Origin of the sequence: Paenibacillus sp. EKM212P (assembly GCF_011066115.1) — a bacterium.
Taxonomy (GTDB): Bacteria; Bacillota; Bacilli; order Paenibacillales; family Paenibacillaceae; genus Paenibacillus; species Paenibacillus polymyxa_B.
Genome location: NZ_JAAMNR010000004.1, coordinates 583,117 through 607,576, shown reverse-complemented (window position 1 = coordinate 607,576; position 24,460 = coordinate 583,117). Strand labels below are relative to the sequence as shown.

At 47.6% G+C, this 24,460-nt stretch carries 20 protein-coding genes; 14 read left to right on the top strand and 6 right to left on the bottom strand.

From position 1 onward, the window contains the following. Positions 1–90 precede the first annotated feature (90 nt). The 3 genes from ilvD to G9G54_RS15305 all read right to left on the bottom strand — a co-directional run bounded on the left by ilvD (position 91) and on the right by G9G54_RS15305 (position 3,584). Positions 91–1,779, bottom strand: coding sequence for a dihydroxy-acid dehydratase (ilvD, locus tag G9G54_RS15315; RefSeq protein ID WP_185156302.1), 1,689 nt, complete (start codon positions 1,777–1,779; stop codon positions 91–93). A 345-nt stretch (positions 1,780–2,124) separates the two neighbouring features. Beyond that, positions 2,125–2,373 carry a KGG domain-containing protein gene (locus G9G54_RS15310; RefSeq protein ID WP_023989894.1) on the bottom strand — a complete coding sequence of 83 codons (249 nt, stop codon included), beginning with the start codon at positions 2,371–2,373 and terminating at the stop codon, positions 2,125–2,127. A 176-nt stretch (positions 2,374–2,549) separates the two neighbouring features. Beyond that, on the bottom strand, positions 2,550–3,584 hold the full coding sequence (locus G9G54_RS15305; RefSeq protein WP_165178708.1) for an acyltransferase family protein: 1,035 nt from the start codon (positions 3,582–3,584) through the stop codon (positions 2,550–2,552). A 314-nt stretch (positions 3,585–3,898) separates the two neighbouring features. Between G9G54_RS15305 and G9G54_RS15300 the strand changes: the two genes are divergently transcribed. The 4 genes from G9G54_RS15300 to mgrA all read left to right on the top strand — a co-directional run bounded on the left by G9G54_RS15300 (position 3,899) and on the right by mgrA (position 7,310). Beyond that, positions 3,899–4,705 carry an alpha/beta fold hydrolase gene (locus tag G9G54_RS15300; protein ID WP_165178707.1) on the top strand — a complete coding sequence of 269 codons (807 nt, stop codon included), beginning with the start codon at positions 3,899–3,901 and terminating at the stop codon, positions 4,703–4,705. A 14-nt stretch (positions 4,706–4,719) separates the two neighbouring features. Next, a complete protein-coding gene (locus tag G9G54_RS15295; RefSeq protein WP_165178706.1) occupies positions 4,720–5,490 on the top strand; it encodes an HAD family hydrolase in 771 nt (256 codons plus the stop codon). Further along, positions 5,487–6,227 (top strand): NAD-dependent protein deacylase, encoded by a 741-nt coding sequence (locus G9G54_RS15290; protein WP_165178705.1) that lies wholly within the window; start codon positions 5,487–5,489, stop codon positions 6,225–6,227. Before G9G54_RS15295 ends, G9G54_RS15290 begins: the two co-directional genes overlap by 4 nt. Positions 6,228–6,311: 84 nt before the next feature. Beyond that, positions 6,312–7,310, top strand: coding sequence for an L-glyceraldehyde 3-phosphate reductase (mgrA, locus tag G9G54_RS15285; protein ID WP_039272878.1), 999 nt, complete (start codon positions 6,312–6,314; stop codon positions 7,308–7,310). A 126-nt stretch (positions 7,311–7,436) separates the two neighbouring features. On the opposite strand, the gene G9G54_RS15280 is transcribed toward mgrA, so the two are convergent. Continuing rightward, on the bottom strand, positions 7,437–8,303 hold the full coding sequence (locus G9G54_RS15280; RefSeq protein WP_069290183.1) for an AraC family transcriptional regulator: 867 nt from the start codon (positions 8,301–8,303) through the stop codon (positions 7,437–7,439). A gap of 220 nt (positions 8,304–8,523) precedes the next feature. Between G9G54_RS15280 and G9G54_RS15275 the strand changes: the two genes are divergently transcribed. The 10 genes from G9G54_RS15275 (at position 8,524) to ptsP (ending at position 21,430) form a co-directional block, all read left to right on the top strand. Further along, positions 8,524–9,702, top strand: a complete 1,179-nt coding sequence (locus G9G54_RS15275) for a galactokinase (protein ID WP_165178704.1) — start codon at positions 8,524–8,526, stop codon at positions 9,700–9,702. A gap of 1 nt (position 9,703) precedes the next feature. Next, positions 9,704–10,693 carry a UDP-glucose 4-epimerase GalE gene (gene galE / locus G9G54_RS15270; RefSeq protein ID WP_165178703.1) on the top strand — a complete coding sequence of 330 codons (990 nt, stop codon included), beginning with the start codon at positions 9,704–9,706 and terminating at the stop codon, positions 10,691–10,693. 17 nt (positions 10,694–10,710) lie between these two features. Further along, positions 10,711–12,354 (top strand): UDP-glucose--hexose-1-phosphate uridylyltransferase, encoded by a 1,644-nt coding sequence (locus tag G9G54_RS15265; RefSeq protein ID WP_165178702.1) that lies wholly within the window; start codon positions 10,711–10,713, stop codon positions 12,352–12,354. A 184-nt stretch (positions 12,355–12,538) separates the two neighbouring features. After that, positions 12,539–13,702 (top strand): iron-containing alcohol dehydrogenase, encoded by a 1,164-nt coding sequence (locus tag G9G54_RS15260; protein ID WP_028542451.1) that lies wholly within the window; start codon positions 12,539–12,541, stop codon positions 13,700–13,702. A gap of 174 nt (positions 13,703–13,876) precedes the next feature. Next, complete coding sequence (locus G9G54_RS15255; RefSeq protein WP_061829262.1) at positions 13,877–14,395, top strand: protease; 519 nt, start codon at positions 13,877–13,879, stop codon at positions 14,393–14,395. A gap of 48 nt (positions 14,396–14,443) precedes the next feature. Next, a complete protein-coding gene (locus tag G9G54_RS15250; RefSeq protein ID WP_061829261.1) occupies positions 14,444–15,979 on the top strand; it encodes a flotillin family protein in 1,536 nt (511 codons plus the stop codon). A gap of 190 nt (positions 15,980–16,169) precedes the next feature. Further along, positions 16,170–17,030 (top strand): glucose PTS transporter transcription antiterminator GlcT, encoded by an 861-nt coding sequence (gene glcT, locus G9G54_RS15245; RefSeq protein WP_165178701.1) that lies wholly within the window; start codon positions 16,170–16,172, stop codon positions 17,028–17,030. A 263-nt stretch (positions 17,031–17,293) separates the two neighbouring features. Continuing rightward, the gene (gene ptsG / locus G9G54_RS15240) at positions 17,294–19,339 is read left to right on the top strand and encodes a glucose-specific PTS transporter subunit IIBC (RefSeq protein ID WP_165178700.1); all 2,046 of its coding nucleotides are present in this window, start codon (positions 17,294–17,296) and stop codon (positions 19,337–19,339) included. A 110-nt stretch (positions 19,340–19,449) separates the two neighbouring features. Then, positions 19,450–19,725 carry an HPr family phosphocarrier protein gene (locus G9G54_RS15235; protein ID WP_013372579.1) on the top strand — a complete coding sequence of 92 codons (276 nt, stop codon included), beginning with the start codon at positions 19,450–19,452 and terminating at the stop codon, positions 19,723–19,725. Then, positions 19,718–21,430: a phosphoenolpyruvate--protein phosphotransferase gene (gene ptsP, locus G9G54_RS15230; protein WP_165178699.1), complete on the top strand. Its 1,713-nt coding sequence runs from the start codon at positions 19,718–19,720 to the stop codon at positions 21,428–21,430. Before G9G54_RS15235 ends, ptsP begins: the two co-directional genes overlap by 8 nt. 120 nt (positions 21,431–21,550) lie before the next feature. On the opposite strand, the gene gcvPB is transcribed toward ptsP, so the two are convergent. Both gcvPB and gcvPA read right to left on the bottom strand, forming a co-directional pair. After that, positions 21,551–23,047: an aminomethyl-transferring glycine dehydrogenase subunit GcvPB gene (gcvPB, locus tag G9G54_RS15225; RefSeq protein WP_076294374.1), complete on the bottom strand. Its 1,497-nt coding sequence runs from the start codon at positions 23,045–23,047 to the stop codon at positions 21,551–21,553. Beyond that, the gene (gcvPA, locus tag G9G54_RS15220) at positions 23,044–24,399 is read right to left on the bottom strand and encodes an aminomethyl-transferring glycine dehydrogenase subunit GcvPA (RefSeq protein WP_165178698.1); all 1,356 of its coding nucleotides are present in this window, start codon (positions 24,397–24,399) and stop codon (positions 23,044–23,046) included. The genes gcvPB and gcvPA overlap by 4 nt, the downstream gene beginning before the upstream one ends. Between the last annotated feature and the right edge of the window lie 61 nt (positions 24,400–24,460).

Here is a 24,460-nt window from a genome sequence, read left to right as displayed (position 1 = left end):
AACCTAATGACCTAATAAAAAAGCCTCTCGATCCATTGTTAGGGGTCGGGAGGCTTTTTAGCCGTTCATAAAGCATATCTTAGCAAAGCTTTAGATTTTCATAATTCCGCCGTTACTTGCGTTCGTCACCAGCTTGGAATAACGCGCCAGGTAACCCGTTTTCACCTTCGGCTCAAAGCCTTTCCAGTTGGCGCGACGACGTTCGAATTCTTCGTCCGTAATGTGGAGCTCAATCTTACGATTGTTCAAGTCCAGCTCAATGATATCGCCGTCCTCAACAAAAGCGATAGGTCCCCCTTCTGCGGCTTCGGGGGAAATATGACCGATGGAGATACCACGGGAAGCACCTGAGAAGCGTCCGTCTGTAATCAGACCCACCTTGGCACCAAGCCCCATGCCCACGATTTGTGAAGTTGGAGCGAGCATTTCAGGCATACCAGGTCCGCCCTTTGGACCTTCATAACGGATAACAACAACGTGTCCTTCATTAATTTTACCGTTGGCGATACCTGCCAGTGCATCTTCCTGTGAATCAAAGCAGATAGCAGGACCTTTGTGATAACCACCAACCGAAGGATCAACTGCACCGACTTTGATAATGGAGCCTTGCGGTGCCAGATTACCGAATAATACAGCCAGACCGCCACGTTCGGAATACGGGTTGTCCAGTTTATGGATAACGTTAGTGTCCAGAATTTCCTGACCCTCTACATTTTCACGAATGGTTTTTCCGGTTACAGTAATACAGTCACCATGCAGTGCGCCCGGTTTCTTCAACAATTCATTCAGCACTGCGCTTACGCCGCCTGCATTATGAACATCCTCAATATGATAGTCGGAAGCAGGTGCCAATTTGGACAAATGAGGTGCGCGGTTTGCGACTTCATTAATACGTTCGATAGGGTAGTCAACTTCTGCTTCATGGGCAAGTGCCAATGTATGCAATACGGTATTCGTGGAACCGCCCATTGCCATATCCAATGCAAATGCATTATCAATAGCTTCTTTAGTCACGATATCACGTGGTTTAAGATCCAGCTTAATCAATTCCATTAATTGGCGTGCAGATTGTTTAACGAATTCTTTACGTTCTTCTGCTACTGCGAGAATGGTGCCGTTACCCGGCATAGCCAGACCCATCGCTTCTGCGAGACAGTTCATGGAATTCGCTGTGAACATCCCTGAACAGGAGCCACATGTCGGACAGCCATATTGTTCTAATTCAAGCAAGCTTTGATCGTCGATTTTACCAGCCTGATATGCACCTACGCCTTCAAAGACGGAGGTCAGGGAAATAGAGCGTCCGTTCTTGTCTTTACCAGCTTTCATAGGACCGCCGCTGACGAAAATAGTTGGAATGTTAACGCGCAATGCGCCCATCATCATGCCAGGGGTAATTTTATCACAGTTAGGAATACAAACCATGCCGTCAAACCAGTGAGCGGAAACGACAGTTTCCAGAGAGTCAGCTATAATTTCACGGCTCGGCAGAGAATAACGCATACCGATGTGCCCCATGGCAATGCCGTCATCTACACCGATGGTGTTAAACTCGAAAGGTACACCGCCTGCCTCACGAATGGCTTGCTTGACAATTTTGCCAAATTCCTGCAAATGGACGTGGCCCGGTACGATATCAATATACGAGTTGCATACCGCAATAAACGGTTTGTCAAAATCTTCTTCCTTGACACCCGCTGCGCGCAGCAAGCTGCGGTGAGGAGCGCGGTCAAAGCCTTTTTTAATCATATCGGAACGCATTTTCGTCTTAGCTGTCATGATGCTGGTTTCCCCCCAAAGTATAAAAATAGTATGGCGTTCAATGGACGCCGTAATAGCGCAGATGTTTTCTAAAGAGTCTATCATAGATGTGAGCTTTTTTCTACATATATGAAGATTTTGAAAAAGTACAAGAAGTGTTCTGTAATCAACAATATATAGATATGACCAGTTTTATTTGTCTATATATTGCATTTAGAAAAGGTTAGAATGTGATTCTATTAGAAATATGTATACTGATAGGTTTGCGTATCAGGTAAAATATGAAAGAGCCCATTCCTCAATAAAGCGGATGGGCTCAGGCTTGTTTTTATGTTAAAGGAGGGCGGAATATGACACTACACCTTAATTTCTGCCGCCTTTACGACCGATGTCTCTGTAGAAATTTTTGTCATGCGACTCAGCTGTAGCATCGCCGCCCTTTTTGCCGATTTCCTGATAAAATTCTTTATCATGAGAGTTTGCGGTTGCTTCCCCGCCTTTTTTACCAATCTCCTGATAAAATTCCTTATTGTGCTTCTTGGAAGTAGCTTCTCCACCCATACGACCTGCTTCTTCGCGACTCATTTTCCCCTGATTTTGATTACGTGCCATTACAAATCACTCCTTAATAAAAAAGTTGTTTTTTGTTGCGCGCATCCTTTACTTACCACATCACGCCTGTATGAAACAGGCTCTAAGTGGAGTAAAGAGAGGGTAGACTCGCTTACATGTTCGTCTGTGAGTGGGTTGTCGCGAGTTCAATGTTAAATAAAAAAGGGATAAAAAGATTACGCGGACCGTCTAAAAGGATAAGGAGCTGGCTTTAGCATCCACTCTACCTGTGGCTCAATCAGAGGTCTTGTTGCAGTTCGAACCCAAGGCATGGTCAACATACAGCACAGACCTGCAGCACACACTACAATCAACATGACTTCCACTGGAGTATCTATATATTCGTAGACTCCCTTTGCAACGACGGTACGGACGATCAAGCCATGGAGTAAAAAGACATATAGTGTCCGTCTTCCCATCTCAGTTATACGTCCTGTGACGGCCGGAACAAAGCTTAGAAACGCCATCGATGCTATCCATTGAACTCCATAAATACCGATGCGGTAAATTCCTGCGTACCATTCGGTATGGCCCAATTCACCGTAAGTCATATTGCCATACAGCCAGCCTGCCGGGATGCCGAAATACGACGTTCCCGCCAGTACCATAAGCAGAAGAGATACAATGCCAGCGATTATGCGGACTGGTGTTGTGAAGAACCGTCGAACGTCCGCATAATTCAAATGATAACCTGCTACAAAGTAAGGCAAATAAACAAAGGTTCTGCATACGCTCAGCCATATACCATCTACAGGGAGATACCCGACAAGGATACCCAGCAGCACGGATATACCCAATTGGAGGACAGGTGGTATTTTCTGAAAAGTCAGCATCAGCAGTCTCCAACAGATATGGCTGGCAAGGAACCAGAGGAGCAGATAAGGAGCAAAGAACGAATGATGGATATGGGGAACGTGGAAGAGTGCAACATCCAATATCGAATAAAGAGATTGAAAAATAAGATATTGCATACCGATCTGAAGCAGAACTTTTTGGCCTGCGGGTCCGGTCAAAGATGATTTGGCAAAGTAGCCTGTAACGAGTACAAACAACGGCATATGGAACATGAATATCCAGCTGAACCATTGTTGGGCAATATGAAGTGAACCGACTAGAGGCTCCAGAGCATTTCCTGCAAATACGCATATGATCAACAGAAATCGCAGATTGAGAAAGAAGCTTTCCCCTTGTACATCATGGCTTGTCGTCATGTGTTTCCCTCCGAACGGCTTCTGCCGACTAAACTATTTAAAAAATAATTCTTTACAAGGAACAAGGTACGATACTCTGGACCTTATCATTGTGATTTTTTTCACAACGGTAAGCGCTACCATGTCCTTTTTATGTGGCGAAAGCTTGAACACGGGACAAAGATGGGCTAATACCTGGAAATGTATGCTGATTTGACCCTGTATGTACAACGATGTTACCCTAACAAGGCTATAGTTACGCTGATGAATACAGCGACACATTTTATATTCAAATTACGAATTTCGAGGTACAAAAGGCGAAAGGAACTTTTACAATGAGAAGAAGAACAAGAAGATCATACAATTCATATGGGACACGTGGTCCTCGGAAAATATGGAAAATTCTCTTAGGCATCCTGATTGTCATTGTACTGATCGCAGGGTGGGGGGCATGGAAGGTATTTACGCCTTATCAGCCTGATGAGACGGCTGCTGCTGCATTAGCAGAAGTAGCGGATGCTGTGAAAGTAAATGAACAAGAACATTGGGTTGGTTTTGAGCCTGTAAAAAGAAGCGGAACTGGAGTCATTTTGTATCCAGGGGCGTTGGTGAAGCCCGAAAGTTATGCGCCCTTAGCACGCCGTCTGGCGGAAAAGGGTCATCATGTGATCATTGCAAAAATGCCACTGAACCTTGCATTGATCTCCCCGGATTTAGCGAATGAAGTGCTAAAGGCATATCCGAAAGAAGCGTTTGTTATTGGAGGCCATTCGTTAGGGGGTGTGATGGCGGCCCGATATGCAGCTGCACATCCTGATCAGGTCAAAGGTGTATTTTTCCTCGCCTCCTACCCGGATAACAAGGGTAATTTAAAGGATAAAAATCTGCCCGTTATTTCTCTACTGGGAAGTGATGATGGAGTCGTCCAGATGGAAAATGTTCAAAGTGGAAGAACTTATTTACCAGCCAACACGCTGTATTTTACAGTCGAAGGGGGAAATCATGCCCAATTCGGCAGTTATGGTGTCCAAAAAGGGGATAATCCTGCAAAAATTAGTGCTGCCGAGCAATGGAATCAGACGGTAACTGCTTTACAGGACTGGATGAAAGAGAGTGTGGATGTGGCTTCTAAGAATCAGTAAAGGAGGTGTGCTGCATGTCTGAGCTGATCGTGCAGGGGGAGCGGTACCCATGCCGTGGTATTTTATTAGATAAAGATGGAACGTTGCTGGATTTTATTCAGTTGTGGGGCCCCTGGGCTCGTTCTATACTGGATATGATGGAGCAGCATCTTACCGTGGCAGGTGCCGGTTTTACGGTGGAAAAAGGTACCGTTCTAGGTACCGTTCACGATCAGGAGGGACGTGTGATCGGTTACGACCCTTCTGGCCCGCTGGCCATGGGGACGGTGGACGAAAGTACGGGGGTACTGGCTTGGCAGCTTTATAGTACTGGTGTACCGTGGAATGAAGCTGTGCGGCTTGTCCGCGACTTTAATAAAACGGCGATGGCTGATATTCGGCGACATCGGGCAGCGAAGGTGTTTCCAGGGTTGCGGACATTGCTGGAGCAAAGCCGCCATGCCGGGCTGAAGCTAGCGGTTGTGACCTCTGACAGTACAGAGGCTGCACAGGAGCATTTGGAGTGGATGGGGCTGACATCCTATTTTGATGAGATTATCGGACATGATAGGGTTACATATGGTAAGCCTGACCCGGAAATGGCTGAAAAAGCCTGCGCATTACTAGGATTGTCGCCGGCGGACGTGGTAGTCATTGGAGACAGCAATGGGGACATGCAGATGGGCAAACGTGCCGGAGTGCGGCTCGCTATTGGATTTGCGCCAGAAGCAGAACGTTCTGGTCATTTGCTGGATGCGGATAAGGTTGTTCGTGGATATGAAGAGCTGGAGGTGCGTAGGGTATGAAAGTTAATACGTTGGCGGAATGGATACAGCAATCGCAGAATATTGTTTTTTTCGGCGGTGCAGGCACATCGACGGAAAGTGGTATTCCGGATTTTCGTTCGGCAGCAGGCCTGTATCAAAGTGAGGAGAAATTGCCTTATTCCCCTGAGGTTATGCTGAGCCGTTCATTTTTTGTGAAGCATCCTGAAGTGTTCTTCGACTTCTATCGCAGCAAAATGCTGCATCCCGATGCGGAGCCGAACGGTTGTCATCATTTCCTCGCGTCATTGGAAAAGCAAGGCCGTCTAAAAGCGATTGTGACCCAAAATATTGACGGTTTACATCAGGTTGCCGGCAGTGTGAATGTATTGGAACTTCACGGCTCGGTGCATCGGAACCACTGCATGGAATGCGGACGCTTTTACAGTCAAGATGAAGTGATGAACAGCTCTGAGGTTGTACCTAAATGTCCAATAGATGGAGGAATTATCAAACCGGATGTCGTTTTATATGAGGAGGAGCTGAATCAGGATACCATTATTCAATCCGTTCAGGCTATTTCGCAGGCTGATCTGCTGTTAATTGGAGGAACGTCGCTGACAGTACATCCTGCTGCAGGCTTGATTACTTATTTTCGTGGTAAACATACGGTGCTGCTGAATACAGATCCCACCTCGTATGATCATAAGGCGGATCTTTTGATCACCGATCCAATCGGTAAAGTTATGGAAAAACTTGCTCATCAATTAGGTCTGTAATCGTTTTCTTGTCAACGCCTGGATAAAAGCGCTATGATGATGTTGTGATGGACATTACAATGTTTCGAGAGAGGCTGGGATAGCATGGTTTATTTAGCTGGCGAAGATCGTTATGAAAGTATGAAATATAACCGTACAGGGAGATCAGGTCTAAAACTGCCCGCTATTTCACTGGGCTTGTGGCATAATTTCGGCGGGATTAACAACGCGGAGAATGGCCGTAGCATGATTACTCGCTCCTTTGATCTGGGAATTACGCATTTTGATTTAGCTAATAACTATGGCCCTCCTGCGGGATCAGCTGAGGAATTTTTTGGACAAGTATTAGCCAGTGATATGAAACCGTACCGGGATGAGTTGGTCATCTCCACCAAAGCTGGCTACAATATGTGGGCAGGGCCTTATGGTGACTGGGGATCTCGCAAGTATATGATATCTAGTCTGGATCAGAGCCTGAAGCGGATGGGGCTGGACTATGTGGACATATTCTACTCTCACCGATTTGATCCTGATACGCCGCTGGAAGAAACGATGGGAGCACTGGATCATATCGTACGATCCGGCAAAGCGCTGTATGTGGGTGTGTCCAATTATAGTGCGGAGCAAACAGCAGAAGCAGCTCGCATTCTGAAGGAGCTGGGAACACCGCTTCTGATTCATCAGCCGAAATACTCCTTGCTCGACCGCTGGATTGAAAACGGATTACAAGATGTACTGGACGAAAACGGGGTAGGCAGCATTGCCTTTTGCCCGCTGGCTCAGGGATTGCTGACCAATAAATATTTGAACGGAATTCCCGAGGATTCACGTGCAGCGAGTACTTCGGTTTTCCTCAATGAGAACCATGTGACGCCAGAGACACTTCGCAAGGTACGCGCCTTGAATCAGATGGCTGCTGCACGCGGACAAAGTTTGGCTCAATTTTCGCTGGCCTGGGCTCTGCGCGGCGAACGTCTGACCTCTGTCTTGATTGGGGCAAGCCGTGTAAGCCAAATTGAAGAAAATGTTGCTACCTTATCCAATCTGGACTTTTCTCAGGAGGAATTGGATCGGATTGATTCGATTCTGAATGCCGGGAACTGACAGGACGGCGGCACAGCCTAATGGCGAAAGTTAATTTGTAGTCATCGGCCTAATTTCGTGTTCTCTTTTACAATATAAATTAACAGCCCGTATCCGTTTGAAGGATGCGGGCTGTTTAAGTCTGTTTTACGACTGTGGATATTGCTTAACCTTGCTTCGGTACTCGGTTGGAGACTGACCACAGAAGCGTTTGAATTGACGTGAGAAATATAAGGCATCGGTTAGTCCGACCGAAGCGGCCACTTGCTCTACCGATAGTTCAGGACGCTCACGCAGCAGTTGACGTGATTTGTCGATTCTTAGCTTAAGCAGATAGGTGACGGGGGAGATGCCCGTTTCCTTTTTAAATATCCGTGACAAATACGCACGATTATAACCAAGTCCTTCAGACATTTGCTCAATGGAAACGGGGTGTGCGTACTGAGTGGACATATATTGAACCATCTGCTTGACTGTACGTTGAATTTGCGAATCCGCCCCGGACGGATCAGTCCAGTCACTCAGGTAATTGCCTGCTTCCCCCATAATCAGATACAAATAGCCCAAGGCTGATAGATGAGAACTAGATTTTCTGCTATAAAAGGCCAATTGCATTTGCTCCAAATAACCGGGAATGGGACTTTGATCGGAAGCATGAAAGACAGGCTGGTGAACACGTAGCCCAGCCTCCTGCACCACCTGCTCAGTATGGTGCCCGGTAAACGCAGACCAACGATAACGCCACGGTTCCTCTTCATCAGAGGTATAGCTCACCAGCTGACCGGGATGAATAAGGAAAAAATCGTTTTCTTCAAGCTGATATGTGTGCTGTTCCGTTCGGAAGATACCTCTGCCCGATTCTACAAAGTGTAGCAGATAGTAATCATAGATTTTCGGTCCCACGGCATGACCGGATTTGGTTTGGCTCTCTCCTGCAAAAAGCACATGCAGCGGGCTATTTTCATAAAACACCGGATTAGAGGCGACGGCATAACTATATGAATGCGCTTGCAAAATAGGGTCATCCTTCCTGCATTTGTGAATGGTTTAGCGGATGCGCTATACTTACATTGTACATATCCAAGTCACATTTATCCATAGCTTAAACACATGGATGCATTACATTGTGTGACGCTTTCATTTATACTGAAATCATAAGAGATGTCAACCTGATTAAGATGTTACAGGGAAATCAGGGGGGCCTTTACTAACGGTATATGAGGTGGATGCGGATATGAACTCTACTGAATTAAAGAAACATTTTATTGAAAAATATGGTGAAAGCAGCAATGAACTGCGGATATTTCATGCACCTGGACGTGTCAATCTGATTGGAGAGCATATCGACTATAACGGTGGTTATGTACTCCCGGCTGCGCTGGAATTCGGAACGACGCTAATCCTTCGTGCGCGCAATGATGATGAAATTCATTTTGCTTCGACAAACCTGTCGTATGAAGTGTCTATCCCCCGTGGAGAAATAGGTAAAAACAAAACGGATGAGTGGGTGGACTATCCGGTGGGTGTGCTGGTAGAGTTGGCTGAAAAGGGAGTTTATCCGTCTAACGGATATGACCTGCTCTATCATGGAGAAATACCGAATGGTGCTGGATTATCCTCCTCAGCCTCCATTGAGGTTGTTACAGGATACGCGTTCCTCACGATCGAAAAACAGGAAACAGATACGGTCGAGATCGCTTTGTTGTCCCAGCGGGCAGAAAACAATTACGTTGGTGTCAATTGCGGCATTATGGACCAGTTCGCTGTAGCGAACGGAGCAGCTGATCATGCAATTCTGCTGATGTGCGATACGTTGGAGTACCGTAAAGTGCCATTCCGCACGGGGGCTTATAAGCTCGTGATCGGCAATACAAACAAGCGTCGCGGTTTGGTGGACTCAGCCTATAACGAGCGTCGTAGCCAGTGTGCCGAAGCACTGTCCATTTTACAGCAGCAGGAGCCGTCACTGGAATACCTCGCTCAGCTGGATGAGGCACGTTTCGGAGAGCTTCAGCATCACATCGCGGACCAAACAGTGCGTCGGCGGGCACAGCATGTGGTGGAGGAAAACGCTCGTGTGTTGGCCTCTGTCGATGCTCTCGCAGCGAATGAACTTGCAGCTTTTGGTCAGTTAATGAATGCTTCTCATGATTCATTGCGCGATTTGTATGAGGTCAGCTGCACGGAGCTGGACGTCATGGTTGAAGAAGCACGACGCATTCCTGGCACGCTGGGTGCTCGTATGACAGGAGCCGGATTTGGAGGTTGTACGGTTTCATTGGTTCATGAGGACGATGTGGAACGTTTTGTGAAGGAAGTCGGCGAAGCTTATCAGACCCGCACAGCGCTGGAAGCCAGCTTTTATGTATGCAAGGCAGGAGACGGAGTAAAAGAACTGAAGGAGGACGAATAACATGGCCATTTTAGTCACAGGTGGAGCTGGATATATCGGTTCACATACCGTAGCAGAACTGTTGGATCTGGGAGAAGAAGTTGTGGTGCTGGACAATTTGCAAACCGGGCACAAAGCAGCATTGCTTGGAGGCAAGTTGTATGAAGGGGATTTGAGGGATAAAGAATTACTGTCCAAACTGTTCTCTGAAAATAGTATCGATGCAGTTATCCATTTTGCAGCCAACTCGCTGGTTGGAGAAAGTATGCAAAATCCTGGTAAATATTATGACAACAATGTATTTGGCACGCTGAGCTTGCTGGAGGCAATGAAGGATGCTGGAGTGCGCCGAATCGTGTTTTCCTCTACTGCGGCTACCTACGGCGAACCGGAAAAGGTGCCGATTGAAGAGGGAGACCGTACAGAGCCAACCAACGTGTATGGTGAAACAAAGCTGATGATGGAGCGCATGATGTCGTGGTTTGATAGAGTTTTAGGCATCAAATATGTGTCTTTACGGTATTTTAATGCGGCTGGTGCACATGAGAGCGGCAAGATCGGTGAAGATCACCGACCAGAAAGCCATCTGATCCCATTAGTGCTCCAGACAGCCTTGAAGCAACGTCCACACATCGCTGTGTTTGGTGAGGATTATGCGACACCTGACGGCACGTGTGTTCGGGATTACATTCACGTGAGTGACCTGGCGGATGCTCATGTGCGTGCAGTAAATTACTTGCGCGAAGGCAATGACAGCAACGTATTCAACTTGGGCAATGGACAGGGCTTCTCTGTGAAAGAAGTTATTGAGACGGCACGCAAGGTCACTGGACTCGACATTCCAGTTGTTACAGAGCCACGCCGCGCAGGCGATCCAGCGATATTGGTTGCATCTTCTGACAAGGCTCGTTCGGTGTTGGGCTGGAGTCCAGCACGTACCCAATTGGAGGATATTATTAGCGGAGCATGGGGATGGCATCAGTCGCACCCTCACGGCTACGGCGACGAATAGACGGGAGACGATGACATATGAGCGAGCGCCAATCCGCAGATAAAGGCCAAGGCCGGGAACATTCCCGGCATCTGGCCCATGACATCGACGAAACTGTGCAGCAATCGGCTCTATATGCGGTGGAGCAACTGGTTGCATTCGCACAAAACAAGGGCTTGATCGGTCCGCAAGATACAGATTACAGCCGTAATCTGCTGTTGGAGCAGTTTGGGTTTTCGGAGCCTTATTCAGGTGGGGAAGCAGGGGGCGTTATGGCCCCCGAAGCTCTCCAGCCTGTGCTTAATGTATTGATAGATTATGGTTTTGCCATAGGACTTATCCCTGAAAACACAGATACGTATCGCGATTTGCTGGATTCCAAAATCATGGGACTGCTGATGGCGAGACCGTCTGAAGTCATCCGTGACTTTCATCAAACGGAGGCTGAACGTGGCATAGAGGCGGCGACAGATGCTTTTTATCAATTATCCATCGATTCGAACTACATTCGAATGGATCGGGTTGCCAGCAATGTGTACTGGAATCAGTCGACATCTTACGGAGATATGGAAATCACGATTAATTTGTCCAAGCCAGAAAAAAGTCCTAAGGAAATTGCGATGGCGAAGCTTTTGCCGCCGCCTGTTTATCCCAAGTGTCAATTATGCCGTGAAAACGTCGGATATGCAGGAAGAGTAAATCATCCGTCCCGTCAAAATCTGCGTATCATTCCGGTGGAATTGAATGGGGAGCCGTGGTTTTTTCAATACTCACCCTATGTGTATTACAACGAGCATTGCATCGTGTTCCATCATGATCATGTACCGATGAAGCTTACGAAGGATACACTGCGGCGATTGCTGGCTTTTACGAAAGCGTTTCCGCATTATTTTATTGGCTCCAATGCGGATCTGCCGATTGTCGGCGGATCGATCCTGACCCATGATCATTTTCAGGGTGGTCGTCATACATTCCCAATTGAAAAAGCGGGTGTGGACGGTGTATACCATAATGAAGCGTTCCCGCAGGTTACAGCAGGGATTGTAAACTGGCCGATGTCGGTCATCCGTTTTACGTCAACAGATGCCGAGGCGCTGTTGGAGGCGGGAAATGCTGCTTTTGAAGCCTGGAAAGTTTATAGTGATCCTGTAGCTGATGTCCTCTCTCATACAGAGCAGGAGGGGGAAACGATTCCACATAATACTGTGACGCCGATTGTGCGCCGAGATTCCGAAGGCAGGTATCAGATGGATCTCGTACTGCGTAACAACCGAACGAGTGAAGAGTATCCGGAAGGTATTTTCCATCCTCATCGCGAGATGCATCACATCAAGAAGGAAAATATCGGTCTGATCGAAGTTATGGGACTTGCCATATTACCGGGGCGGCTCAAGGATGAACTGGATGGGATTGCAGATATTTTGTGTGGGGATGACAAACTGGCTGTGGCTATGCAGCAGGAAGGACATCCACTGTTTAAGCATGCAGACTGGATTTATCAGTTAAACACTCGGTTCGGTCGTTTGCCTGACAAGGAAACGGCTGTTCGTACCGTACAAAATGAAGTTGGACTGAAATTCAGTGAAATTTTAGAGCATGCAGGAGTGTATAAACGGAATGAGTCCGGGCAGCAGGCGTTTGGTCGTTTTATGAAACAATTGGGATATACTTTGGGAGAATAAAATCGCTGGTGCAGCACATAATACACTACGAGAACCCTCCCAAGATATGACATTGAACCATGCTCCTCAAGGAGTGTGGTTTTTTTCTGAAAATAAAGCATATTTGTTTCCTGTAACCGAAAAGGTTATAATAGAGTAGTTTCTTAACATTAAACTTTAGAACTATTGGAGGCGAGCGTTTGCGATGAAAGCATTCGAATTTTATAATCCTACACAATTGATCTTCGGTAAAGGACAATTGGAGGCTCTCAAGCGTGAAGTTCCTAAATATGGTAAACGTGTACTACTTGTATATGGCGGCGGCAGCATTAAGCGCAGCGGTTTGTACGATAATGTAATAAGTTTGCTTGGTGAAATTGGTGCAGAGGTAACGGAACTGGCTGGTGTAGAGCCGAATCCTCGCTTATCTACAGTACATAAAGGCGTGGAATTGTGTAAAACACATCAAATCGACCTCGTTCTGGCTGTAGGCGGTGGTAGTGTGCTGGATTGTTCCAAAGCCATTGCTGTTGGTGCAAAATATGATGGCGACATGTGGGATTTTGCAGAGCGTAAAGCGGCACCACAGGCAGCATTGCCATTAGGTACAGTTTTGACCATGGCAGCTACCGGTTCTGAAATGAATGCGGGTTCTGTTATTACAAATGAAAAAACACAGGAAAAATTGGGATGGGGCAGCGTATTTGCGTTCCCTGCGTTTTCTATTCTTGACCCTGTAAACACATACTCACTGCCACAAAATCAAACCGTTTACGGAATCGTAGATATGATGTCACATACGCTGGAGCATTATTTCCATTTGGAATCCAATACTCCGGTCCAACTTGGCTGGTGCGAAACGATTTTGCGTACGGTCATGGATGCGGCTCCAGGTCTGGTCAACGATCTGGAAAACTACGAGCTGCGTGAAACGATTATGTATTGTGGTACGATGGCGCTGAACGGCTTCCTGAACATGGGGCTGACAGGTGACTGGGCTACTCACAATATCGAGCATGCGGTGTCTGCTGTTTATGATATTCCACATGGTGGAGGGCTGGCTATTCTGTTCCCGAACTGGATGAAACACAATCTGCATGTGAAGCCTGAACGCTTCAAACAACTGGCCGTCAATGTGTTCCATGTAAACCCAGAAGGCAAGAGTGATGAAGAAGTGGCGCTGGAAGGTATTCAGGCGTTGCGTGATTTCTGGAACTCGATTGGTGCACCAAGCCGTCTGGCTGATTACGATATTGATGCGTCCCAGATCGATGTTATGGCTGATAAAGCTGTGAAATTCGGATCTTTTGGTGGTTTTAATAAGCTCAATCGCGAAGATGTAGTCGAAATTTACAAAGCATCTCTGTAAACTGATACTTGTATCATTTTAAGCACGTTTGTGCGTCATTAGACGTACAAACGTGCTTTTTTGGGTTTGATTTGGGATATTGGAGGAAAATTTTGAAACTTTTTAAGGTTGAATACGTAAACATAGTTATAGACTGGAAACCAGACTGAAAAGGTACATGGAAGGAGGAGTCGCATGGAAACCATATTTTGGTGGTTATTGGCAGGGGGCGCTATCTTTACCGTAGTCAGTGTGCTGATTGGAGATGTACTCGGTGGTTGGCTGGATGGTGCATTGGAGCTACCGAGCCTCGATTGGTTCAGACCTGTCGTTTTACTTGGAGCCATGACCGCTTTTGGCGGAGCTGGAGTTCTGCTGACAAAGTATACTGGGCTGAGCATGGGGTGGGTCGTCGTGCTTGCTTTAGGGATTGCGTTTGTCATCGGAATACTCGTGTTCTTTGCGTTTATCAAGCCCATGGCGAATTCGGAAGTATCCAGCGGCTTCTCCATGCGTGAGCTGACTGGCCGGATCGGTGAGGTCACCATTCCTGTACCTGAGGTTGGTTACGGGGAGGTTATGATCCGCTTGGGTGCAGGCAACACCATACATACAGCATCGAGCTTCGATCACAAACCGCTTGCTGCGGGAACCCGTATCGTCGTGGTTGAGGTCGCAGAGGGCGTCGTCCGCGTAGCGTACCTGGACACATAGACGGCGCATTCGCTTAACTTGAAGGGAGCGTGATCGGGAGTGTCAAATTTGCAAGATATTGTGTTGGTCCCTGGGATTGTTGTCATCGTTATCGTTATATTAGGGATCGCTTTTTGGGCCCGTTACAAAACGGTAGGACCGGATGAAGGGATGATCGTGACGGGCTCTTTTCTGGGAAATAAAAATATTTCCGAGGATGACTCTGGACGCAAAATTAAAATTGTACGCGGCGGGGGTGCCTTCATTTGGCCTATTTTCCAGCAGTCCGAATTCATCTCTCTGTTGTCCCATAAACTGGACGTAACCACACCGGAAGTGTATACGGAGCAAGGAGTTCCCGTGATTGCGGATGGTGTGGCGATTATCAAGGTCGGCAGTTCTATTGAGGATGTGGCTACAGCAGCCGAGCAGTTCATCGGGAAGCCACTGGAGGCTCTTAGAGGAGAGGCTCAGGAAGTGCTGGAGGGACACTTACGCGCAATCCTCGGTTCGATGACAGTGGAAGAAGTTTATCGTAATCGGGATCGGTTTGCGCAGGAAGTACAGGGCGTGGCTGCTCGTGATCTGAAAAAGATGGGCTTGCAAATCGTTTCATTCACCATCAAAGATGTGCGTGATAAGCACGGATATCTGGATGCGCTTGGTAAGCCGAGAATTGCCGCTGTGAAACGGGATGCTGAGATTGCAGAAGCCGAGGCTGTGCGGGATGCTCGGATTCAGAAGGCGCGTGCGGAACAGGAAGGCCAGAAGGCAGAACTGCTGCGGGATACCAACATTGCGGAGGCAGCCAAGGAGAAGGAACTGAAAGTGGCTTCGTTTAAGAAAGAACAGGATACAGCGAAGGCAGAAGCCGATCAGGCTTATCACATTCAGGAGGCCCGTGCCAAGCAGACTGCTGTCGAAGAGCAGATGAAGGTCGAGCTGGTGCGCAAAGAACGGGAAATTGATCTTCAATCCAAAGAAATACAGGTACGTGAAAAGCAATATGATGCGGAAGTGAAAAAGAAGGCAGAAGCCGATCGGTATGCGGTCGAGCAAGCAGCGGAAGCAGATAAATCGCGTAAAATGCGTGAGGCTGAATCGCTGCAATACTCGATTGAGACACAGGCTAAAGCGTCAGCTGAACAAAAACGTCTCAACGGGCAAGCAGAAGCGGATGCCGAACGCGCCAAAGGTACGGCAGACGCAGATGTCATCCGTTTGCGTGGACTTGCAGAAGCGGAGGCCAAGGAAAAACTGGCGGAGGCGTTCCAGAAGTTTGGAGAGGCCGCCGTGCTCGATATTATCGTGAAAATGCTGCCTGATCTGGCTGGACGTATTGCCGAACCGATTGCGTCCATTGATAAACTCACCGTAGTTGATACGGGAAAAGGAGAAGGAGCAGCGCGTGTCAGCAATTATGTCACCGAACTGATGGCTACGGCACCCGAGATGCTGAAGAGTGTATCCGGTATTGATGTGGAGCAGTTAATCAAGGGGTTGACCACGGGGAAAAAAGGCCTTCATTCCGTGCCGCCTTCCGGTGAAGCGAATAAGCAGCCTCTTCCAGCCTCGGTGGAGGTAGCGCTAACAGATAAAGAATAACGATAAGTCTTTAGGGAGCATTTATCCCTAACCAAAAGACCGCTTTTCATCACAGCATTTCCCGTCAATGTGATGAAAAGCGTTTTCTTTTTATTGACCTTTAGCCGAATATTTGGTACTTTAACGTGGATTCCTCTGAGCTTCATGCTATAATTCTTAGGATCAAGGTTCTGATAAAAGAGGTGCGGATGTGAGCAGCCTAAAAGTGGCAAAAGCGCTGAATAACAATGTGATTATAGGGATGCATCCCGAGCATGATGAGGTTGTCGTGATTGGAAAAGGAATCGGTTTCAATCGCAGACCCGGCGATCTTATGCCGTTGGATTCAGTTGAAAAATTATTTATATTAAAAAGCCATGAAGAGCAGGAGCAATACAAACGGTTGCTTCCTGAGCTGGATGAAAAGCTCATTGAGGTCATCGGTGAGGTGCTTCATCTTGTTCAGCTTCAAGCAAAGAAGCCTCTAAATGAGCACATACTGATTGCTTTAACTGACCATATCGCTTTTTCCATCAACCGTCATAAACAGGGAATTACGATTCATAATCCGTTTTTGTATGAGACTAGGGAAATATATCCTCAGGAATACAAGATGGCTGAGCAGGCTGTTGCTTTAATCAGGGATAAGATGAATGTAGATCTGGGAGAAGATGAAATCGGATTCGTGGCCCTGCATATTTATAGCGCCATGACAAACCAGCATATCTCCGAGGTTAGGAAGGATTCTCGTCTGATTGCGGATATGGTTCAGGTTGTCGAGAGCACACTGGATTATCGTATTCCTCTCCAATCTCTTGATTATTCTCGTCTGCTGACTCATCTGAGGTTTGCAATTGAACGTGTGCGCCGAGGAGAAATTGTGCAGGAGATTTATCGATTGGACAAGCTTTTGAATGAGGAGTATCCGGAAATGTATATGCTGGCCTGGAAGCTCACGAAAATTATGGAGAAAAGACTCCGTAAATCTGTGTACCCGGCTGAGGTTAGTTATTTGACAATGCATCTGCAACGGTTGTCCCAACGCAAAGAGCAGGGGGAGCAACAAAAGTGATAAAACCGGAATAAAAAAGTATTGCCTCGCATTTAGTCGGGTGCTATAATCAATTTTGCAATGAGGAAGACAACAACTGAACATTAACTGAACATTTAACGTGTTACTGATTCGATCAGGCATGAGTTGTTTTAAGTTATGATTGTTTACAGCCTACTGGGGCATTCTATATCCCAAGGTTGTTTTCAAACATACTTAAATCGGCTCATGCCTTTTTTGTTGTTTTGCCTCTGTTCTAAATTTCAGAGAAGGATGTGGAAGGTATGTTTAAAAAGCTTTTCGGCGTTTTACAGCGTGTCGGTAAAGCATTAATGCTTCCTGTAGCGATTTTGCCAGCTGCGGGGCTTTTATTGGGTATCGGTAACATGCTGGTCAATCCTGATTTTCTCCAGTATATTCCGGCATTAAATGCGGGCTGGGTTCAATCGGTAGCGACGATCATGATGAATGCCGGACAAATCGTTTTTGACAATCTGGCACTGTTGTTCGCAGTCGGCGTAGCCGTCGGTCTGGCGGGCGGTGAAGGTGTAGCAGGTTTGGCTGCCATCATCGGTTACCTCGTTATGAACATTACGCTGGGTACAGCCGTGGGTGTCACACCTGGTCTGATTGCTCAAAAAATACCGGGTTATGCGAACGTGTTGGGGATTCCAACGCTTCAAACCGGGGTGTTCGGCGGGATAATCATCGGTATACTGGCCGCTGCCATGTACAACCGCTTTTTCAAAATTGAGCTTCCTTCATATCTGGGCTTTTTCGCGGGTAAGCGTTTCGTTCCAATTGCAACGGCGGTATCCTCACTGATTGTCGGACTTGCATTGGTTCTGATCTGGCCTCCAGTTCAACAAGGACTTAACGCAGTATCTCACTTTATGGTGTATTCCAACCCAACTTTGTCGGCGTTCCTGTTCGGGGTTATCGAACGCGCGCTGATTCCATTTGGTTTGCATCACATCTGGTATTCACCGTTCTGGTTTGAGTTTGGTGAATATGTTAACAAAGCAGGCCAAACCGTTCACGGTGACCAGCAGATCTTCTTCAGCCAGCTTCGCGATGGAGTGGCGTTGACAGCAAGTACGTTCCAAGTGGGTAAATTCCCATTCATGATGTTCGGTTTGCCGGCAGCAGCGCTTGCGATGTACCATGAAGCAAGACCAGAACACAAAAAATATGTAGCAGGTATCATGGGTTCAGCAGCATTGACTTCGTTCTTGACAGGTATTACGGAGCCACTGGAATTTTCCTTCCTGTTCGTAGCTCCACTGCTGTTTGCAGTACACTGTATATTCGCAGGTCTGTCATTTATGACCATGCAAATTTTACATGTCAAAATCGGTATGACCTTCTCAGGCGGATTTATTGACTTCCTGATTTTTGGGATTATTCCAACCCGTACGCCTTGGTGGTATGTGATCATCGTCGGTCTGATTTTGGCAGTGATTTACTACTTCGGATTCCGGTTCATCATACGGAAGTTCAACTTGAAAACGCCAGGGCGTGAAGAAGCCACAGAAAATGTGGATGGAGCAGCAACTGGTAGTAGTGACGAGCTCCCACACAACATTTTGGCAGCTTTCGGTGGTTCATCGAATATCAAGCATCTGGATGCTTGTATCACACGTCTTCGGATCGAGGTTAATGAGAAATCGAACGTTGACAAAGCTCGTCTGAAACAACTTGGCGCATCGGGTGTCCTTGAAGTCGGTAACAACGTACAGGCAATTTTCGGTACACGTTCGGACACCATTAAATCTCAAATGGCTGATATCATGGCTGGACGTACACCTGCACCAGCTCCGGCGCAACCTGCTCCACAAGAGGAGAAGGAAGCTGGAGAAGAACAACAAACCATTATTGTAGAAGATATTGTAATGCCTGTTAACGGCGAATTGGTTGATATCTCGACGGTTCCCGATCCGGTATTTGCAGAACGTATGACAGGTGACGGCTTTGCGGTCGTGCCAAATGATGGAACGATTGTGTCCCCTGTTTATGGTAAAGTATTCAATGTATTCCCGAGCAAGCATGCGATTGGTATTCAATCCGATGGCGGTAAAGAAGTGCTTGTTCATATCGGGGTGAATACAGTGAAGCTTAAAGGGCAAGGATTTGACGTTTTGGTGAACGAAGGCGATCTTGTGTCAGCCGGCCAGCCTATTATGAAAGTAGACCTGGAATACGTGAAGGCAAACGCCAAATCCATCATCTCACCTGTCATTTTTACCAACCTTCCAGAAGGTTCTTCGGTAACTTTAAACAAAACTGGAGTATTGAAGGCTGGCGAAGATGGTATAATTACGATAAAATAAACTCTATGTGTTTCGGATTAGTTGATTAGGCGGCTTAGGCCGTCTGATCAATGATCTGGTATACTGCGTGTAAACAAATATTATCTTTAGGAAAGTGGGAGGAACAAATTATGCAAACAACTTTTAGAATTACGGATGAAGACGGTATCCATGCACGTCCTGCAACTGCACTGGTAAATACAGCTAACAAATTCAGCGGTGCTGAATCTTTTGCCGAAGCTAACGGTAAAAAAGTAACTTTGAAATCCATTCTGGGTGTATTGTCTCTGGGTCTGGAACAAGGTGATACTATTAACATTATCTGCGAAGGCGCTGAAGCTGCCGAAGCACTGAAAGCTCTTGAAAATGTAATCGTTAACGAAGGGCTGGGCGAAGTTCATGCTTAAAATTTCCGGGATTGCCGCTTCGGCAGGCATAGCCATTGCCCGGGCGTTTATCTTGGAGCATCCGAATTACGCTGTAGAGAGACGCGCGGTTGGTGATGTTGAGGCTGAAATCGCGAGATTAGATGCGGCTTTGGTAAAATCTCAAACCGAATTGGAATCGATTAAGGAGAAAACGCTTCAGGAGCTGGGAGAGAAAAAAGCAGAAATTTTTGCATCTCACCTGCTCATCCTGAATGATCCTGAATTGATCGATCCGGTTAAAGCTAAAATCAGAGACGAGCAGCTTAATGCTGACTATGCTTTGAATGAAGTAGCTACACAGTTCATTTCCATGTTTGAAAACATGAAAAGTGCCTATTTGCAAGAACGCGCATCGGACATGCGTGATGTAACCAAGCGGATCCTGAATCACCTGCTTGGTGTTCATTTTGTTAGTCCTGCAGAAATTGCCGAAGAAACGATTGTGCTTGCAGAAGATTTGACACCTTCCGACACAGCTCAGCTGAACCGTGAATTTGTTAAAGGTTTTGCAACGAACATCGGCGGACGTACTTCGCATTCGGCTATTATGGCTCGCTCACTTGAAATTCCTGCAGTTGTGGGAACGAAAAATATATTGTCTCAAGCTAAAAGCGGCGATTTGATTATCGTTGATGGTTTGGATGGTCACGTATTCGTGAACCCTACCGAAGAGATTGTTGCGGAATACCGTGCTAAACAGGTGGCATACGACAAGCAACGCGAAGAGTGGCGCAAGCTGCGCGGCGAAGCTACAGTTTCTGTCGATGGTGTCCATGTCGAACTGGCAGCCAATATTGGTACGCCTAATGATGTAGCTGGTGTTCTGGACAACGGTGGTGAAGGCGTGGGCTTGTACCGTACGGAGTTCTTGTACATGGGACGCGATAAGCTTCCATCCGAAGAAGTACAGTATACGGCGTACAAAACCGTTCTGGAAAGAATGGAAGGTAAGCCGGTTGTAGTCCGTACTTTGGATATCGGTGGCGACAAAGAACTTCCTTATCTGGACCTGCCGAAAGAAATGAATCCGTTCCTCGGATTCCGTGCTATTCGTCTGTGTCTGGATCGCCAGGATATTTTCCGCACTCAATTGCGTGCTTTGTTGCGTGCGAGTGTGCATGGTAACCTGCGCATCATGTTCCCGATGATTGCTACGCTGAACGAATTCCGTGAAGCTAAAGCTGTTTTGATGGAAGAAAAGGAAAAGTTGGTAGCCGAGGGTGTATCCGTATCTGAAGAAATTCAGTTGGGCATCATGGTAGAAATTCCTTCTACAGCGGTATTGGCTGACCAATTCGCAAAAGAAGTGGATTTCTTCAGTATCGGTACAAACGATCTGATTCAATACACAATGGCAGCGGATCGCATGAACGAGCGGGTTTCTTACCTGTATCAACCATACAATCCATCCATTCTGCGTCTGGTGAAAATGGTTATTGACGCCGCTCACCGTGAAGGACGTTGGGTTGGTATGTGTGGTGAAATGGCAGGAGATACAACAGCAATTCCATTGCTGCTGGGTCTTGGACTTGATGAGTTCAGTATGAGCGCAACTTCCATTCTGCCAGCACGTAGCCAAATCTCCAAGTTGTCCCGTGCGGACATGGAAAAACTGGCTACAAAAGCTCTGGACATGCAAACAGCAGAACAGGTTGTTGAATTGGTTCAAAGCATCGAAGGCTAAGGAAGGGTATTACATTTCAAAGGTTATATCTTTTTCCAACAAAAAAATTGCTGTGTACATACAGCAGCCGGTATCTATTTAGATACCGGCTTTTTTGCATCCTTTAAGTAGAATTTGTTTTTAACTGCATGAGCAATTCAGTACAGGTTTGCGGGCTGCGGTAGTTTCGTCCAATCGTGTGACTGGAGTAGTATATGGTGCATTGAGCACCAGCTCAGGGTTCTCTTCCGCTTCCCGCGCAATATGAATCATAGTGTCGACAAAAGCATCAAGTGTTTCCTTACTTTCCGTCTCCGTGGGCTCGATCATGATGCACTCCTCTACATTCAGCGGGAAGTAAATTGTGGGCGGATGGTAGCCAAAATCAAGCAGCCGTTTGGCTACATCAAGCGTGCGCACTCCAAATTTTTTCAAGCCTCGCCCCGACATTACGAATTCGTGTTTGCAATGTCCAGGGTAGGGCAGGTCAAAATGTGGAGCGAGCCGATGCATCATGTAATTGGCATTGAGCACAGCGCATTCCGATACACGCTTTAAGCCATCAGGACCGTAGCTACGGATATAGGTGTAGGCACGAACGAGAATACCGAAGTTGCCGTAAAAGGCCTTAACCCGTCCAATAGAATCTCCCTGTTCCCGGTCCCAGTGGTACACCCCCTGCGGATCCCGTACGACAAGCGGCTTGGGCAAATAAGGGATGAGCCGTTGCTTTACGCCGACAGGCCCAGCGCCGGGGCCGCCGCCGCCGTGCGGGGTACTCATCGTTTTGTGTAAATTGAGATGCACTACATCGAAGCCCATATCGCCGGGGCGGGTAATTCCCATGATGGCGTTGGAGTTCGCCCCGTCATAGTAGAGCAGACCACCCGCGTCATGCACGATGGCAGCAATGTCAGTGATTTGCTTCTCGAACAGCCCAAGCGTGTTCGGGTTGGTCAGCATGAGCGCAGCGGTGTCGTTTCCTACGGCTTGACGCAGCGCATCCAGATCCACCAGCCCCTCAGGGGTGGAGGGAAGGGTGACTGTTTCGAAGCCCGCGACGGTTGCGCTGGCGGGGTTCGTTCCGTGCGAGGAATCCGGCACGAGCACCTTGGTACGTCGCTCACCACGTGCTTCGTGGTATGAGCGAATCATCATCAGCCCGGTCCATTCGCCATGGGCGCCCGCGGCGGGCTGAAGTGTGACGGCATCCATGCCAGTTAATGCAGCCAAATCATTTTGGAGCGTATGCAGTAGCTCCATAGCACCCTGGATGCTCTCCTCGGGCTGATATGGATGGATTTTGGCGAAGCCTGTATATCGGGCGACATCCTCATTCACTTTCGGATTGTATTTCATCGTACAGGAGCCGAGCGGATAAAATCCGTTGTCCACGCCGAAATTGCGCCGGGACAAGGCGGTATAATGCCGAATAACGTCTACTTCGTATACCTCGGGTAATGCCGCAGGTTCACTGCGCAGCGCATAATCTGGCAAAAGCTCTGCCACCGGGCGACGGGGAACGTCGCACTCGGGAAGGGAATAGGCGATGCGACCCGGACGGCTCAATTCAAAAATGAGCGCTTGATCGTGTTCCTTCAACAGCCCTTGTTTCTGATCCTGTCCGGTGTGTGTCATAGCAATCCCCCCAAGGTGTGTACAAATTGGTCAATCTCTTCTTTGGTTCTTTGCTCCGTCACGGCAATCAACATGTGACCAGCAAGTTCCTCATAGTCCCGGCCCAAATCGTAGCCAGCGATAAATCCAGCAGCTAGCAGTTCGGCCTGGAGTTTGCTCATATCCGTACCCTCAGGCAGTCTAAGGGCAAACTCGTTAAAGGTTGGTGCGTTAAATGAGGCAGTTACGCCCTTCAAGCTCAGCAATTGCTCTAAAGCATAACGGCTTTTATGCAAATTTAGCTCGGCTACTTCCTTGATCCCCTGTCTACCCATGACAGACAAGTATACAGATGCAGATAAAGCTAGCAACGCTTGATTGGAGCAAATGTTAGACGTGGCCTTTTCGCGGCGGATATGCTGTTCCCGCGCTTGCAAGGTCAGCACGAAGCCGCGTTTACCGTTACGGTCTGTGGTCTGACCCACAATACGGCCGGGGATACGGCGCATATGTACCTGAGAAACGGCAAAGTATCCACAGGTCGGACCGCCGAGAGAAGAGGAGATGCCAAGTGGCTGCGCATCTCCTACCACAATATCCGCGCCCTGTTTGCCGGGTGTCTCCAGCAAGCCAAGTGCCAGTGGGTTGGCGCTGACGACCAAAAGACCTTTGTGCGCATGGATGAGATCAGCCATCGGCTTCAGGTTTTCCACGGCTCCGAAAAAGTTGGGGCTTTGGACTAAAACAGCCGCGGTCTGTTCCGATACGGCCGCCGCTAACGCATCGGCATCCGTTACCCCGTCCGAACAGCCAATCTCCACAATGTCCAAATCCAATCCGCGTGCATAGGCTGCCAATACCTGACGTGCCTCCGGATGGACGGACCTTGATACGATAAGCTGTTTACGGCGGGTAGCTGCGGCGGACAGTGAGCCCGCTTCCGCCAGTGCAGTCGCTCCGTCGTACATGCTGGCATTAGCTACAGCCATGCCCGTCAATTCGCAAATATACGACTGAAATTCGAAAATGGCTTGTAGCTCACCTTGGCTTACTTCCGGCTGATAGGGGGTGTAGGCTGTGTAGAATTCCGAGCGTGAAGTGATGTGCTGGATGACGGACGGAATATGATGATCATAAATTCCTGCGCCAAGAAAGCTGGCATGTGTGTCTGTATTGGCGTTGTGTCCGGCCAGCTCGGCCAAATGTCGGGTTAAGGCTCTCTCGTCGAGCCGAGAAGAAAGAGGGAGTTCCCCTTGATATCGAATGGCCTCTGGAATGTCACTGAATAAATCATCGATGGATGAAACGCCGACCACACGCAGCATTTCGGTTTGATCCTGTTCAGTCATAGGGAGATAACGATGCTGCTTCATAGGTTCTGGCTCCTTTCGAAAAGCAAAATTTTAAATCGTAAATTAGCTAATAAAAAAGTGT